The sequence below is a fragment of the Rothia sp. HMSC065G12 genome, assembly GCF_001811455.1.
In the GTDB taxonomy this organism is placed as follows: Bacteria; Actinomycetota; Actinomycetes; order Actinomycetales; family Micrococcaceae; genus Rothia; species Rothia dentocariosa.
The window spans coordinates 79,193-94,528 of the sequence record NZ_KV804819.1; the positions used below are offsets into that span (position 1 = coordinate 79,193).

General features: G+C 55.2%; 13 protein-coding genes. 5 read left to right on the forward strand and 8 right to left on the reverse strand.

The window, feature by feature from the left end; all coding sequences use genetic code 11:
- On the forward strand, positions 1-733 hold a 733-nt coding region (locus HMPREF2804_RS11380; protein WP_246824268.1), incomplete at its 5' end, for a DUF6318 family protein.
- Here the strand turns inward: HMPREF2804_RS11380 and HMPREF2804_RS10035 are convergent.
- The 5 genes from HMPREF2804_RS10035 to HMPREF2804_RS10055 form a co-directional block, all read right to left on the reverse strand.
- A complete protein-coding gene (locus HMPREF2804_RS10035; protein ID WP_048754259.1) occupies positions 721-1,455 on the reverse strand; it encodes a DUF6318 family protein in 735 nt (244 codons plus the stop codon). The two genes, HMPREF2804_RS11380 and HMPREF2804_RS10035, sit on opposite strands and share 13 nt — an antisense overlap.
- A gap of 368 nt (positions 1,456-1,823) precedes the next feature.
- Positions 1,824-3,380 carry a molybdopterin-dependent oxidoreductase gene (locus HMPREF2804_RS10040; protein ID WP_048754258.1) on the reverse strand — a complete coding sequence of 519 codons (1,557 nt, stop codon included), beginning with the start codon at positions 3,378-3,380 and terminating at the stop codon, positions 1,824-1,826.
- A 661-nt stretch (positions 3,381-4,041) separates the two neighbouring features.
- Positions 4,042-6,045, reverse strand: a complete 2,004-nt coding sequence (locus tag HMPREF2804_RS10045) for an ABC transporter ATP-binding protein/permease (RefSeq protein WP_070628209.1) — start codon at positions 6,043-6,045, stop codon at positions 4,042-4,044.
- Positions 6,026-7,093, reverse strand: a complete 1,068-nt coding sequence (locus HMPREF2804_RS10050) for an efflux RND transporter periplasmic adaptor subunit (protein ID WP_141750946.1) — start codon at positions 7,091-7,093, stop codon at positions 6,026-6,028. The genes HMPREF2804_RS10045 and HMPREF2804_RS10050 overlap by 20 nt, the downstream gene beginning before the upstream one ends.
- 5 nt (positions 7,094-7,098) lie before the next feature.
- Positions 7,099-7,974, reverse strand: a complete 876-nt coding sequence (locus HMPREF2804_RS10055) for a hypothetical protein (RefSeq protein ID WP_070628213.1) — start codon at positions 7,972-7,974, stop codon at positions 7,099-7,101.
- A gap of 542 nt (positions 7,975-8,516) precedes the next feature.
- Between HMPREF2804_RS10055 and HMPREF2804_RS10060 the strand changes: the two genes are divergently transcribed.
- The gene (locus HMPREF2804_RS10060) at positions 8,517-10,349 is read left to right on the forward strand and encodes a DUF6493 family protein (RefSeq protein WP_070628215.1); all 1,833 of its coding nucleotides are present in this window, start codon (positions 8,517-8,519) and stop codon (positions 10,347-10,349) included.
- A gap of 27 nt (positions 10,350-10,376) precedes the next feature.
- Here the strand turns inward: HMPREF2804_RS10060 and HMPREF2804_RS10065 are convergent, their stop codons facing one another.
- Entirely contained in the window at positions 10,377-11,846 is a 1,470-nt protein-coding gene (locus tag HMPREF2804_RS10065; RefSeq protein ID WP_070628217.1) for a cation:proton antiporter, read from the reverse strand.
- Positions 11,847-12,180: 334 nt separating this feature from the next.
- Between HMPREF2804_RS10065 and HMPREF2804_RS10070 the strand changes: the two genes are divergently transcribed.
- On the forward strand, positions 12,181-13,254 hold the full coding sequence (locus tag HMPREF2804_RS10070) for a DUF418 domain-containing protein (RefSeq protein ID WP_070628219.1): 1,074 nt from the start codon (positions 12,181-12,183) through the stop codon (positions 13,252-13,254).
- Between the two features lie 153 nt (positions 13,255-13,407).
- The gene (locus HMPREF2804_RS10075) at positions 13,408-13,620 is read left to right on the forward strand and encodes a helix-turn-helix transcriptional regulator (RefSeq protein ID WP_070628221.1); all 213 of its coding nucleotides are present in this window, start codon (positions 13,408-13,410) and stop codon (positions 13,618-13,620) included.
- Positions 13,621-13,707: 87 nt separating this feature from the next.
- On the opposite strand, the gene HMPREF2804_RS10080 is transcribed toward HMPREF2804_RS10075, so the two are convergent.
- Both HMPREF2804_RS10080 and HMPREF2804_RS10085 read right to left on the reverse strand, forming a co-directional pair.
- A complete protein-coding gene (locus tag HMPREF2804_RS10080) occupies positions 13,708-14,091 on the reverse strand; it encodes a hypothetical protein (RefSeq protein WP_070628223.1) in 384 nt (127 codons plus the stop codon).
- Positions 14,092-14,299: 208 nt separating this feature from the next.
- Positions 14,300-14,842: a PadR family transcriptional regulator gene (locus HMPREF2804_RS10085; protein WP_070628225.1), complete on the reverse strand. Its 543-nt coding sequence runs from the start codon at positions 14,840-14,842 to the stop codon at positions 14,300-14,302.
- 144 nt (positions 14,843-14,986) lie between these two features.
- Here HMPREF2804_RS10085 and HMPREF2804_RS11210 point away from each other — a divergent pair.
- A partial coding sequence (locus tag HMPREF2804_RS11210) for a hypothetical protein (protein ID WP_210399321.1) occupies positions 14,987-15,336 on the forward strand: 350 nt, incomplete at its 3' end.

Below are 15,336 nucleotides of genomic sequence, written 5' to 3' on the forward strand. Positions count from 1 at the left end.
TGATTTTGCTGCGATGAAGGGGAGTATGATGGGCAGATTATCTCGCCGATTAATGTTTACTGGTGGTTGGGGTGTTGTTGCTGGCTCGGTGTTGAGTGCATGTGCTGTTTCTAGGCCAGCTCCTTCTAGAACTGAGGGTTTTTCGTCTTCTCCTTCGCCTACGGAGGAGCCTTTTTGGGATGATAAAGATCGTTCGGGTGAGGTGAAGTATTGGGAGTTTCAGGCGGTTGGTAAGTTTATTCCTGGGACTCGGGAGCATCGTGCGTGGGGTGTTCCAATTCCTCGCCCGTATCAGTCGAGTAATGGGTATGCTATTTCGCATATGCGGACTAGTATTGGCTTGTGGGTGTCTGCTCTGAATTATTTGTTGCTCACGGGAGAGGCAGAGCCTTTGAAGATTATTGATCCTGAGTTGAAGACGGCTCGTCCTGATATTGTGAAGCTGTATGAGGATGAGACTGGGTGGGTGATCAGTCCAGATAAATTTCCTATAAAGGCCGAACTTGTCGCTCCGCAACCGGTGGAAGTCGCAAAGGAATCAAATGTCTTTACCTGGGATGCTCGGTTGAGTATAGATGCCAGTGCTTCGGTGTTTTATGCGGACACGAAGGAGAGCCGTCCTTTGGCTGATGTTCTAAGGTTACAGCCGGGTGAGGTGCAGTTGCAGATTGCGTATGTGGAGGGTAAGTGGAGGTCTGAGACTGCTTATGATGTTGTTTATCAGCTCTCGTGAGAGGTTTTAGAGTTTTTCTTCTCGACATTAGAGCCATCATCATTAACGAAATACCATTCATTATTGAGATAACGCAAACCAATCATAACTTTCTTTTCAGCGGTCTGATCTATCGCTTCTAAAAATGGTGTAATCGAACCATCGACTGAATTGTATATCTGGGCATCTGGGGATAACCGGATAATACTTTGTCGTTCTCGAATGGAAGAATCTTTCAGGCTGTCGTGTGATCCTGCTGTTTCAAACTCAACGCTGCAGATATGCTGCGGTCCGATAACCCATCCGGTTTTTTCTTCGTAGAGTTTGATAACTTTGGAGCTAATTGTTTGATGAGCGTCGGCGACTTGGTCGAGGGGTTTAAGGTCTCCGGTGAGATAGGCATAATTGACGGCTTCCATCCAATAAGCAATAAAGGCGTACATCCCGTCGCTACTGTATTCGTTGATGTAATCGGGCATGAGGGGTTTAGGGACGTTTTGCGCCGGGTGTTCGGTGGTTGCCGGAATGAATTTACCGTGTTTTTCATAGGTATCAAGGCGTATTACTCCGTCGTATCCATTTTTATCCTTGTTGAGCATGAAAGTTTGTGTTGGTGAGGGGTAGGAGGGGCTCGGTTTTTCTTTAGTGCGTGTTGATGGTGCGCATCCGCTGAGTGTAATGGTTGTGGCGGTGAGTCCGAGGGTGAGAATGGTTCTGCGTGTGGGCAGGTGTACAGAACTCATCGGGTCTCGCTTTCTACGCATGATGGCTAGTGTATTTACTCTACCGCATGGGGGAGTATTAGGTTTACGTGGTAGGCAGCTATATTGCGAGCAGGGTAAGGGAGGCAAGGGAAGTAGAGGTAGTCTAAGAATCCTGCTGCATTGCATACCCCGTATGCAATGCCACCGCACCACCCGGGCAGCATGAGAACAGCACGGAGGTAGATAATACGGCAGGCGTGTGCAGAGGCAAGGTCGCCACACACTAGCACGCGCATCATGAGCTGGAGCGCAGCCGGCCCACAGCACGGGCATAGCGAAGCCCCCGCCGCGCATCCGGGAGAGTACCCGGTGCCCAGCAGGGGCTTCTAGGAACAAGCTACAGAACTTTACGCGCGAGCGTCGAAGTGCTGCAGACCGGAATCTTCGCGGCTACCGCCTTGACCGTCGCCAACATCGCGGTAATCGCTGATCCATTCAATTTTCTGAACCCACTTGACCATCTTGTAGCCGTGCATGGAATCTGCACGCAAGCGCAGGGGACCACCGTAAACATCCGGTAGGGGCTTATCGTTCATACCCCAAGCCAGAATGGTTTCGTCCTCCATTACCATGGAGATATCCAAGCATTCGTAGTAGGGTTCGGTGGGGCGACCATCGTAGGTGTGACCCACGTGCCCGAATGAAGTCACCATAACGTACCGTGCGTTATCGTCCTTTTCAACAAGGGCGAGCACATCACGCAGGCGAACGCCTTCCCATTTGGCGATGCCCGTCCACCCCTGCATGCAGGTGTGCATCGTAATATTGACTTCCTTGCCCAAGGACTTCAAATCGTCGATGCTTAGCGACTTGGGTTCTTTCACCAAACCGCCCAGCTCCAGGCGATAATCTACGAAGTCCTGTTCACGCAGTCGGTTCCATTCGGTGCTTTCACGCTCTGTAGGCGGGCGTGTGTTAACCCAGTGGAACGGCGAAATATCGGCGTCCGTGAAGGTCTGCTTCTTGACCTGACGCGAGGAGATGCGATCCAGGAACAGGTTGCGAACCGGCTGGGTCAGGCCCCAAACGAAGGTCTGAGCGAAGCGCAGGTCTCGATGCGACCAGTAGGAAGCACCGATCCAGACGGCAAGAACCACGACGACACCAACGATCAGCATGGTCACTGCTTGGGCGAACTGTGCCGCATCAATCTCGTTGTAGTTCTTGTTGAGCATCATGTGCGCAATGTTGTACTGCGGGTGAACGATGAATACCAGTGCCACGTGCATAATCGTGAAGACGCAGTAGAACGCCATGCCCAAGAAGTGAATTGAGCGGGCGGTCTGGCGGTTACGGAACAACCGCACGTAGCGTGGGAAGCGACCGCAGAACGCGGGACTCATGATAGGACCGGTGGCAATCATCAGCGGTGCAACGATGAAAACCACGGTGAAGTACATGAGCTTCTGAAGCGCATCGTAGGGTTGGAAATGCTCAATAGAGGGGATTTGGAAACCCGCGTAAATCTGGATGGACTGCCATGCCTCGGGGAAAATATCCCAGGAGGTAGGAACAATACGGCGCCACTGACCCGTAATAAAGAGTAGGCTCACATAAACCAGACCATTAGCAATCCAGATGACGGTAGTGAGAGCGTGCCAAGCACGTCCCAAGCCAATCTGAGCCTTACCGGGGAGCGAGATCAGAGGGGAGAGGCTTCGTTGATCGTCGCGGGCGGTGTATTCGCCAGGGACGGTTGAAACCTTATCCTTCGTGAACTTGAGCCACTCAGACCCGGGGGTGCAGTGGTTGTTCCAGTAAAAACGCGGATGTGAGGCAATAACTTCCCAACCGGATCGGATGAGAAGTCCAATCATCAGAAAGTTAATGAAGTGGGTGATGCGCAGCCAGGCAGGAAAGTCTAGTGCTACACCACCGGCACTCATCATGAGTGTTTGGTGCATTTGTCTTCCTTAGAATGACTGTGTGTGCGTATGGAATTAGTGTGTGAGGCCGTAAAGTTGAGATGCTCTAATGAGCTATTCAGAGGTTGAATCCATATCGTTCTCCGTCCCTGTAGAGCTCGTCTGTCAACGCGGGACTACCCGGAAGAGTCATGTCTCGACTAACCTGCAACCCCACATGAGATATTGGATTCTGTGGGATTTATGAGGAGCCCTGCCGTATCTATTTCATCTTAGCTGACACAGTGTCACTCGCAAAAGATAAGAGTCGTAACACGCCGAAAATTTGTCGTAAAAATACCGAATATTACGGACTTTTGAGGGTGTTAATGACCTTAAGTAATGCTGCCGGGTAACGATTACATGACGGGTAAATTATGGAATTTAAGAGGTTATATGTATGAAAACTTAGGATACCCTTTTTGTGGGTTTAGAGCGATTAAACCAAAATTACATGTTCTTATTTTATGGTTTCAGACACCTCAACTCGTCGGCACCCTGAGAACCGGAGTATGCACGATGCACGCGAACGCAGCAGGTGAGGCTCGGTCGGGCACATCTCCCCGCCCACACCTAGAGCGTGAGCAGATATTATGTCGGCGAACAGATAGCGGATTGTTATCTGCTCGCCGACATAATATCTGGGGGTAGAATCCTGACTCTAGACCGTGCGGATTGCATCGGCGGGCTGCGCGCGAGAGGCCACAATAGCCGGAACCATGGCAGATACCAGTCCGGAGATCCCACCTGCGCCGAGCCCCAGGAATAGGGGAGTCGCCTCCAGAATAGGTTTCCAGCCATTGAGTTGGCATATCAGTAAGGTCAGGAGCGTGCCTAGCGTAATCCCCAAAATACCGCCCGCAAGCCCAATAAAAAGCCCTTCAAGCAGAAACATGCGCCGTACCGCCGCTTTCGACGCTCCCACCGCACGCCGTAACGCGATCTCGCCGCGCCTGGTTTGCACGCTTAAGTACAAAGTTGTGCCCGCGCTCAGTGCCGCTAGCAGAAGAATACCCCAGGAGGATACAAGCGAGAGGGTCGCAATATCGTTCGAGACCCCGCGATGCAAAGACCTCAAGTCTGTGACCGTCTGAACCTTGTAATTTTCCGGATGCGCCGCATCCACGCTTAAGGGCGCTACCTCAGAAACAGGCGCGGGGTAGCCTGGTTTAGTGCGCATGAGGAAAAGGTGCTCGTTTTGCGGGTATGACGATGCGCTCTTCATATCAAGCACCACAGCATTAAGCAGGAGAGCATCTCGAGGAGCTTCCTCAATAATGCCGACCACACTATATTCCCTCCCCTTGACTGTCACGATGGAGCCGGAACCAGAACCGGAAATCCCAAGCTGTTCTGCTGCGTGCTTTCCTACGAGAGCCGAAGGCCGGTCTTGATTCGTATGTGCGCGGGTAAAAAGGGTGCGGGCGTTGCCTGGTTTGGTGACCGCCTCTGCCGCATCCAGGTACCCCGTGTCGATAGCGTAGGTGAGCACGCTTATTTTATTGATGGGAACCGGTACGTCAAGCGGGAACTTTGAGACATCACCGGCGATGCTCGTGCGGTATCCGACGGCGGTAACCCCGTTAATCGCCGTGAGTTTTTGGGAAACTTCCCCAGCTTCTTCGGAGGAAAAATCTTGGGAGACGGGTGAAAGTCGAACCTCGTCGAGAGCCGCCGCTTCCAGGCGTTCACTGACCTGATGAGCGGTGCTGTTCAAGAGCCCCGAGGATGCCACCAGCCCGGTGACCGCGAGCGCATAGGCGGTGCAGAGCAAAGCTGAGCGTCCTAGCCGTGTTGTCATGGCGGCCGCCGCATCCCAGACGGAGGAGAACCAGGCGCGAACACCGCTGCGTTCCAGGGGCTGCTTTTTCTGCTGCCGTTCAGACATATTATGCTGTGGGGCGGTACTTGATTCTGCGTCCTCGAAGTGCACCTCCTCTAGATGGCCGTCTACCATGCGCAGACACCGGCTTGCCTGACGGGCAACATCTTCATCGTGGGTAATCAAAACAATGGTAGTACCCGCCGCATTGAGCCTTTTGAAATCTTGCATGACTCGCTCGGTAGTTACACGGTCCAGGTTTCCGGTGGGCTCATCAGCAAGAAGAATATCCGGGTGCGTGCTCAGGGCACGGGCTATAGCAACCCGTTGGCGTTCACCGCCGGAAAGCGCACCTCCGGAATACATGAGCCGGTGTTCCAGCCCCAACTGGGTGAGCGTCTCTTCACTAATGCGTAGTTGTTCGTGAAGACCCACTCCCTGTACCCGAAGGGGAAGTGCAACATTGCGTATCACGCTTTCGTGGGGCAGCAGATGTGCGTCTTGAAAAACGAACCCGAGATGTCGGCTGCGCAGAATGTCCAGGTCGCGGGTCGGTGCATGGGTAATGTCACGTCCACGAAGAAAATAGCTGCCGTGCGTGGGGGTATCTAAGAGGCCGAGCACATTCAAGAGCGTAGATTTACCGGATCCGGAAGGGCCGATAATTGCGAGCATATCGCCCGGGTACACTCGCAGGTCTAGGTTCTGCAGAACGGGAGTATCGGCCCTGGTGTAGGTTTTGGATATGCCTACGAGCTCAAGAATAGGCTCATGCCCGTTGTTGATGGATTCTTCGTGTTCGGTTTCGTAGGGCAAGTCGGCGCTACGGGGTTGGGATTTCAACGTCGGTTCCTTCCCGCAGCTCGTGGTCGCTTTTAATGGCCGCCCAGCCTTCAGCCTGGCGTACTACGGTCACGGTGACTTCTTCTCCGTTGTGTAGGCGCAGATACTCTTCACCGTTTTTCTCACGCAGGGCTGTAATAGGTACGGCTAGTGTGGGGTCGCCGCTGCTTTTCACCTCAAGAGTTGCGGATGCACCATCGGGCGCTTGGAACCCTTCCGGCACGGTGAAGGTCACGTCTTTACCTGGTATATCGCCGGTGGCGTTAAACTCTGATATTGCGGTAACGGTTGCCGTTCCTGAGGCCCCACCGGTGGATTTTGCTTCGGCGGTGCTGCCCACGTGCAGGTCACGGGTGACATCGATGGTTGCACGTGCCACGATCGTGGGAGAGCCGTTCCGTGTAGTCAACAGCGGATTCTCCCCCAGTACCGTACCCTGTGCTGCGATAGTTTCGACGGTGCGCCCCGCAGAGGGCACCAGCATAAAGGTTTTCCAGTCGATGCTTTCGACATCGCCGCTGGCAACCCCTAAGTTGTAGAGGAAGGACTGATAGGCCTTCATACTTTGCTCCGACCAGGTGCCGTCTGTACCGGGGGCATACCCCCAATTGGTGAGGGTCTGTTGGAGCGCCAGCACATCAGACCCCGAATCGTCTTTCTTGATGGTGCGGTAGAAAGGAATGGAATCGGGCATGGCAATAATGGGCACATCAGAGATTGTTGCCACAAGGTCACCGGGGTGAATAGTGCGCCCGGGTTCTACCGCAACGCGAGTAACCACGGCACGTTCAGCCCCTACAGCAGGGGAGTAGGGCTCAGCTTTACCCAGCTGCACTTTCCCTTGAAGTACCGTTGCCTGCCCTACCTGACGTTTCTCGATTTTGGTGGTGACGGTGAGTTTTTCTTGAGAGCTGGCAAGGGCCTCTGACTGTGCGGTACTCATATTTTTACCCACGATTAAACCTAGAACCAGAAAAAGCAAGTTAGCGCAGATAAAAATAATGAGGATGCGCGAGCGGGGAATGCGTTCCAAAGAAACGTGTGGCATATTTTTTACCATGAGGGCAGCGGCTCTCCGTGCTCGGCTAATACTTTTTTAGCCTCTTCGATTTGGGCATCAAGGTTTTTGCGGTATTCATCAAGCTGCGGCTTGTACTTTTCGATGGCTGCGGCCTGATATTGTGCCCGGCGGTTCATGGTTTTCATGAAATATCCGGTGCTGTCTTTGCAGTCTAGATCGGCGAGAGCGACTTCAATTTCTTTTTCTTTATCGCCGGGAACTTCTGGTGCCCAGTAGTAGTCTTTGGGAATAGAAATACCTTTATCTTTGAGGCATTGTTCCCATTCTCCGTGCCATTTTTTGACGTCTTCATCGCGCATCCATGCGGAGTCTGCTTCAAGATCAGCCTGAGCAACGATGGTGTTGGCTTCGGGCATTCGAGCGGGGAAATCGCCCAGCTGACGGACTGTATTTTGGCATTCGCTATATATTTCCATCTGGGCTTCCGAATATTCTTTTTGGGGAAGTAATGTAACTATACGAATTTTTGTTACATCATGGTCGATAGAGTATCCGTATTTGGAGACGTAGTCTTTATTCCAAATTCCGTACTGAAAATGTGGTTTAATTTCAACACCATCTCCGGTGCTGCCGCTTGGAACTCCTCGCGCTACTGAACAGTCATTATTATTGTAAATATTTGCACTGAGCGTTATAAGCCCTTCTGGTGTAGACATCATATATTTGTTGAGTGGAAGAATAATTTCCATATGTTCGTTATCAAAGGTTGCTTTAACATCTGAAAACTTTGAATAATTTAAATCTTTTCCGGCACTAGGATCACCCTGAGGCTCACCTGTGTGAGGTCCGCTTGAACATGCTGAACACAGGAGAGTAAGGCAGGTAATGGCAGAGAGAAGCCTTTTCATAGCTTTGGATTCTTTCGAGATGAGGGGACTGAGCATCCAGTCCAACAGAACCATGTGAGTGGTACAGCACGTTTTTGTGATGTATCTCAAATCTAGCGTAAATCACCCAGAAAGCAAGGCTGTAGAATTATAAAATTACCCATGTTTATGAATAAATATCTGTGAGTTGTGAATAAATATTGATGAGATGTTTGGTATACATGCGAAAATGATGTGTTATAGCCCCATATAAGGGATATATGCAGCTGATGTGCCTCAAAAAGCCGGTGGATGCCCAACGCAACATGTATATATATTTTTTCTAAATAACGGATATCTATCTGACAGATGTTCGTCACGGGACGTCATATACCCTCTAAAACCCGGAATCTCGCAGGTAGTCCCGTCCCCTATAATCGTGCGGGTTTCTGGCATGGGAGGGGGGGGGACCACGAACTTCGGACGGTGTGACCGCAGCGAACGCATCCGCGCGGGAAAATCCCTACAATGAACCATAAACGCCGAACGAGCAGAGTCTTGCGCCAAACCTACAGGAGCAGCAGATGAGCAATGATATGGATCTTCGCACCTCCTATAAGAAATTCATCCAGGACTTACCCCAGCTTCTCGCGGACAAAGGCCCCGAACAGGTATATGCCCTGTACAAAGCCGAGAATTACGGCAGCCTGCGCGCGGGCGGGTTCCGCGAGGAAGTCGAACGACTGGCCAGTCCCGCACCTCACTGGTGCGATCAGGGGTTCTTTCGGTTAGCCGAGCTCTACGATGGGCTGCAGCTGAACCATGACGACGACTATTTTCTAGCGCTTATGAACTTGAACGTTTCGCTTCGGCAGAGTCTGCTGCGCCACGATCGACAATTTCGTGACGAGCTGCTGTGGCGCCTGTTCACAGTCGAGGGAACCCCCGAAAGGTCGTTCGCGACTGTAGATAAAAATACGTTCAGAAACACCTGGCAGAGAGAACTGCTTGATGCTTCCGCCGAAGGGCTGATTCCCCGGGAACATCTGCTGGATGCGTGCCTGGCATCGTTAGCGCGGGACTTCGCCGCCTACCGCGCCGGGTGGTTCTCCCGCATGTATGCCGCGCTCAAACCCACCGCCGCAGAATCCGCTCAACGGCAGGATACGCTCGTGAACCTGCTGGGGTCGCCGGTAGGCACGACCGTCACCCTAGCGGTCAAACAGCTTTCGGCGGTGCATCGGGCGGGGCTTCTTGACGCCGACCGGTTCGTTCGCGGATGCGCCCCCGCGCTACTGACGAGCAAGGCGAATGCGCTGGCGGTTCTCAAACTCTTGGCGTCTTTGCGCGGTACAGTCGGTGATGCGCCGGTTGCCGAAGCATCTGTTGCGGGGCTGAACCACGCGCATCCACAGGTGCAGGTAGCAGCCGCAAAATTGCTGCATCAAGCCAAAGCGACTGAAACGCTGTATCAGCATGTGCAGAACCTCAGCCCGGTTGCACGGCAGGAATTAGAGGATGCCGAACTCCTGAAACGTACAGAAGAGGGAACCGCGCAGCATACAGCCTTGAAAGCCCCAGTTGAGGCCGAGCAAACCGCCGAGGGCACGGACCACAAAGCCCCGCATCCTGATTACGTGCGTTCTGGGAAAAGTACGGGGAAAGTCCCCAATATTCTTGAGAGCATTCGAGTGAGTTGGGATTATCGTGAAAGCGAGACGAAACGCCCCAACGGCAAACCCGAAAACGTGTGGTGGAGCCCCACCGTGCACCTACCTGCCGCAGAACCACACCACACGCCGGACGAAACACATCTGCTCACCCTGCACTATGCGGCAACGAGCTGCGAAGAGTTGGCGCACCTCTGCCCTTCTTCCACAGTGCCCGTGGCAGTAGGGCTGTTGGAACGATGGGTCTTTCTCGACGAAGAAGACGGGCACCACTATATGCATGATATGGTCCAGACGCTCAGGAACCATCCGGGGCAGTGGAACTCCATTACCGCGCAGGCGCTCGCTGTGCTGGCTACTTCAAAGCATCATATAGACCGTGCGGGAGCCGCCGAGCTGTTGGCGGAGAACCTTGGCGTTCGACTCTCCTACGAAGACGCCACTACAGGGTTTTCGCAGGCTGCTCCGGCGCTAATGTTCACCCGGTGGGCGCATACCTTTGAGGATATGGCGTCCATAGACCCGCGCGTTACCCTACGTTTCTTAGGCGGTCTGCTGCCGCATTGTGAGCGCACCCAGCACGGGATGGGGAAGCTCCTGGGAGTATATGCGCAGGAATACGTGCGTGTTCACGGCACGAATGAGTCCCCGCAGCTAAGCCCCGAGATAACCGCGTGGTTAGGAGGTTTTAAAGGATCCTCGCAGGCGGCAAAACACGCGCGGACTATCCTCAAAACCCTCACCTAAATACGATTCCTCAGCCCGGGGAACCAGCTAGTTCTCCGGCGGTTTCTGGGTTTTGGAGGACCCCGAAGAGCCTTTGCCCCGTAGAGGACTGTGCGTTTCTTTCGTCGGTTTCACAACCGGAATCATACCGGTTGTAAGCTTCACCGTCGCGTTGCGATGCGCCTTCAACGCATCAATCTGGGCACGCTTAGAAACACCGGACTCAGCCTCAGCCGTCTGCGACCTAAAAGCCCGTTTAATGGCTGCAGCCCACAGTGGGAACAGCAGAACCGTGAGGGCACCACCAGCCACCAGAAGCGATGCGGTAGAGCTCTCCAATAGCCCCGAGCTCGTGGCGATACTCGTGACCGCCACAATAATAGGCAGACCCGCCGCTGAATACAGCGCCAACTCAACCTTCTCGCTCATTGACTGCAGTCCCGAACCCGTGTTCGTGAACCGCTCCGCAATAAACACCGGCACCCCGCGCACCAGCAGAATACCGATAACCACCATCGCCAGCAGCAGAGGCGAAGACGCCACCACAGAAGGGTTAATCCCCATACCGCTGACCACGAAAAACAGCGGAATCATGAACGTAAACCCGACCGTCTCTAACCGTGCCGTGATCATGTGAAGTGCGCCCACCGGGGTGAGCGAACGCATAATAATACCCGCAGCGAAGGCGCCGAGCACCGCATCCAGCCCGAAAAGCGCCGTAAACATAATGAGGGTAGCCAGCAGAAACATAGCAAGACGCAGCACGAGCTGACTGGTTGTGTTAGTTTCTACCGCCATAATCTGGCGCAGACCGGGCACTTTCTGCAGAAGACGATGCGGAATAATCGCCGTCACCACAGCAATCGCCATGAACCCCAGCAGAATCAGAATCGCCAAGCCCGGCGAATACGAGGAGAGCAGCAACGACATCGCAAAAATCGGGAAAAGCTCGCCAACGGCACCGTGCACCAGCACCGCATTACCCACCCGAGTACCCGCCGCACCATGCGATTTGAGCATGGGCAGCAGCGTGCCCAGAGCCGTGGAACTCAGCGCAATACCCACCGCAATATAGGTGTTAAAACCCTTGGCGAAACCGGTGATGAGCGCCGCCCCCAGCACGCCAAGCGCAAAACAGATAAACCAGGTTGCGATTGCGCTTTTACCCTGGCGGTTACGCAGCGAATCGACATTAATCTCAAACCCGGCAATCAGAAAGAGCATACCTAAACCCAGCTCTTTCAGCAGCGGAATGCCGCCGTCGCTGCCGGATGCCAGCCCCAGCACATTCGGACCAATGAGCACACCGCAGATCAGCAGGAACACAACATCAGGGATGCGCTTGCCCGTCAGCCGCGACATGATGGGCGAAAGCAGCGCCGCTAAGGTCACCCAGAAAATCGAGACATACTGCGCGGTACCCTCAACCCCGGACGCCTCGTGCGGACCCGCAGCAAGAATATGCGTGTGCGCGGCGGCGAGGGGCTGGGCAAGCTGAGAAACATCCAGAACGTTCATAGTGAAGAAAGCATACCTTAGATACTTCGGGTTATTCACATAGGAGGCTGCTTCAAGGAGGTCGGGCGTAAGTACAGCGGGCGAGGAAATTTACTCTAGCTGCCTAAGGTATCACATGACGTTCCGAAGTTAGCGGATAATCCGCACACAACAATCTGGTATCTTGCACCCACCCTGCACATCTGCGCCCTGAGCTGGGGCAAAACATTTTGACATCACGTGATGCGGCATACCCTCAACACGAACCGTCACAGCATCAGGCGCCGCTAGAAACCGCCCGCAGAACACGGTACCGTAGAATGCACCACCACAGGCACGAGCGAGCAGGAGACGCATGCTACCGGAAACCAACACCCGGCGAGATACCGGGTTAGACAGCGCTCGCGCTTTTGCGCTTCTGCTCATGCTTATTCCTGTGAGCGTAAGCCTTAATCTGGTGCCCGGCAAACATTTGAGCTGGCTTTCACAGGTGCTTCCGCAGGCGTTGAATCTGTTCGCCGTGATTCTGGGAGCGGCTGCATATTTATACTCCCGCAAGGTGGCTTTTCCGCAGTTTTTTGCGAGCAGTATCGTGCGTTTTCTGGCGTTCTGCGTGCTCGGCTGGGTTCTCGCCCAACTTCCACACAGCGCATTTGCGGATCAGGCTTTTTCCGGGTGGAAAGACTTCCCCATCCGTTTCGATATGCTTCTGCCCCTGGCCGTGCTGACCCTGCTGAGCATCGGGCTGGTATATATGCCGTTCTGGGTGCAGCTTGCTGTGACCGTGCTTGCCAGCCCCGCCGTGCCGTTCACTTACGAACGGCTGAGCGTGGGCGGGTGGACTGCCGACGACTGGCTGCATCGTGCAATCCCAGCAATCGTGAACGAAAGCGCGGGAACCATGTTTCAGGATGGGTTCAAACTCATTTGGCTTATGGGCTTGGGCATGGTGCTGTGGCGAGGGTACGAAAAACTCGGCGCACGCCTAGGCACACCGGTGGCGCTGGGTTCTCTTGCCGTGAGCATCTACCTGTGGGTGTATCCGCATGCCCAACTGGGACCGCTCACGTGGCCGATCGTACTCACCATCATAGGCGTGGTGGGAACCATCTGCACCTGGGGCGAACTTGCGCGGCTCAGCGCCGGAAAAGGCGTGCTGGAACCGTTCGCGCGGCTGGGTCGAATGTCGCTGAGCGCATCCATTGTGATGCTGGGGCTGGCATTCTACGGCGGCGGGCGGCTCGTGACGATGGTCGCCGGTGAAGGTTATCGCGCCCCGCAGCAGGGGAGCGTCTATAGTTATGCGCTTTGGTTCGGGTTCTTGCTTGTATGGTGGGTGCTGGCGATGATGCTGTGCACCCTGTGGGAGAAAATTCAGCAGCGTGGTCCCCTCGAAATGGCGCTCGCCCTCATGAGCGGGCGGGGATAGGGCCTGGACTCGGTGGCTACAGTCCCGAAGATCTCGTCCTCGCATCGCAGCGCGGACAGGCCCGAAAGACACTCGCTGCCTCAACGATAAAAAATGAGGTAAGGGTGAACCAACACGCTAAGGATCTGGCAGAGCAATACGGCACTAAGTGTAATGGTGGTCATCAGTTTGGTGGGTCGCTGGAGCCAAGCTGACCTCGCCGAATGTATCAACGTGTCACGGCAGACGATCGTCTCACTAGAGAACGGTCGATACGAGCCGACTCTGAAGACCGCCATGCGGTTATCGGCAGTGTTCGATGCACCGATCGAGGAGAAGATCTTCAGCCCAGACCCCGACGACCTCAGCCTCGTTCGCACAGACTGACCACACGCGCCCTTGACCCACAAGACACCGAACGCCTCGATTCATCTGGATGGACCCCCATACAGCGAGGCCACTACGAGCACATCGTTACCCTCCGCCCAGGGCGATGACGAGCGTTGCTGCTGTCAGCAGGAGGCTGGTCGGTGCCATCGTCCAGCGTTCGGCGGGGCTGCGCGAGATCGCGTTGAGCGCCACGCTCGCGGCGAAGAACGCGAACACCACCCAGGTCAAGACGATCACCGCTGTACTGTCTCCGGCCGGGAGAACGCCCGCACGGCTGAGCAGCAGGGCCGCCAACCCCGCGTACACCAGCACCGACGCCGCACTGGCGACGCGGAGCCCGCGCGGCAGAACGCGGTGCTGGCCGCCCCATACGAAACGACCATAGGGAAGGCCCGACGCGGCGAGGATCTGCATGATGGCGAGCGCCGCCAGCAGCGCGAGCGCGACGACAAGAGCGATGGCGGTCATGTGGTTTCCTCTCGCCGAGCCTCTGCATTGCGAGCACATGCGCGCGGATGCCGTGGTCCAGGGTTGACCGCCGTCTTGCTCCTGTACCGCTTGACCAGGTGCCGGTCATCGACAGTCAGAAGCGGAGTCGCGGTATCCATCATTCACTCCTCAGATCGTGGGCCATGCTCGGTCGAGTACGTGCTGGTAGGGCTCTTCCTAGTCACGGTCACTCCTTAGAGTTCTCGGTCGACTCGGCGAGTCCGAGCAGCTGGCGCGTCTCGCGCAGCCACTCCCGTTCGGCCTCGGCGTGGACCAAGCCATTGCGCAGGGTCGCCGTCTGCAATAGCCCCATCAGGTCATCGGACCTGATCGTGATCGAGGATAACGTGGTCAACGCCTCGTTCATCTGACGCTCCCGCTCATCAAGCATCCTCTCTACCCCTTCCCGGCCGATCAGGGCGGCAAAGAACAGCCGGGCGAGGAACGGCTCCTTGGGAAGGTCCTCCTCCACCGGAGACGACAGCCAGTCCTTCAGCTCCGCGCGCCCGGCGTCGGTCAGGGAATGCACCTTGCGGTCGGGCTTGCCGTCCTGTCGCACCACCTCTGTCGTGATCGCCCCCGCCCCGCTCAGCCGATCCAGCGTCCGATAGATCTGCGATCGGTCGGCGTGCCAGAAGTGCGCTACCGAACTTGCGAACGCACGTGCCAGGTCGTAACCACTTGCGGAACGGATCGACAGCAGCCCAAGGATTGCGTGCTTTAACTCCATGTCACATAGTCTACCACACACCTATATGACTATACACCTATGAGTTCGGAATCTACGAGCACACTGGTGCTGCGGTCACCTGTCCAGGGACGACCCGCCATAGCGTGGGTCGCGGTCTTGAGTCAGGGCGCGCGAGGATTGGAGGTGGCGGTGACGTTCCTCGACAGTACGGTCGGTGGCATCGCGCTGCATCTGCTCGATGGCACGGGGCTGCTTGACGCGTCGAAGTGGGGTGCGTGGTTGTGGTCGCACTTGTGGATGGAGGCTGCTGACGGGGTGCTGCATCAGGAGTGTGGCTGGATGCGCGAACCAATCATAGGGTCTCGTCCTTGCAGTGAAAAGGATGCTGCGTTTGAGTTGGATCAGTTTCCTCGGGATCCGCAGTGGGTTCCGGAGTGGACGGCGGTCAAGGCGGCTGCTTATCACAAGGAGGCGGAGAAGTGGGGGCGTCGGGCTAGGAAGAAAACCGAGAAGGCTGAGGCTGCGGGGGGGGG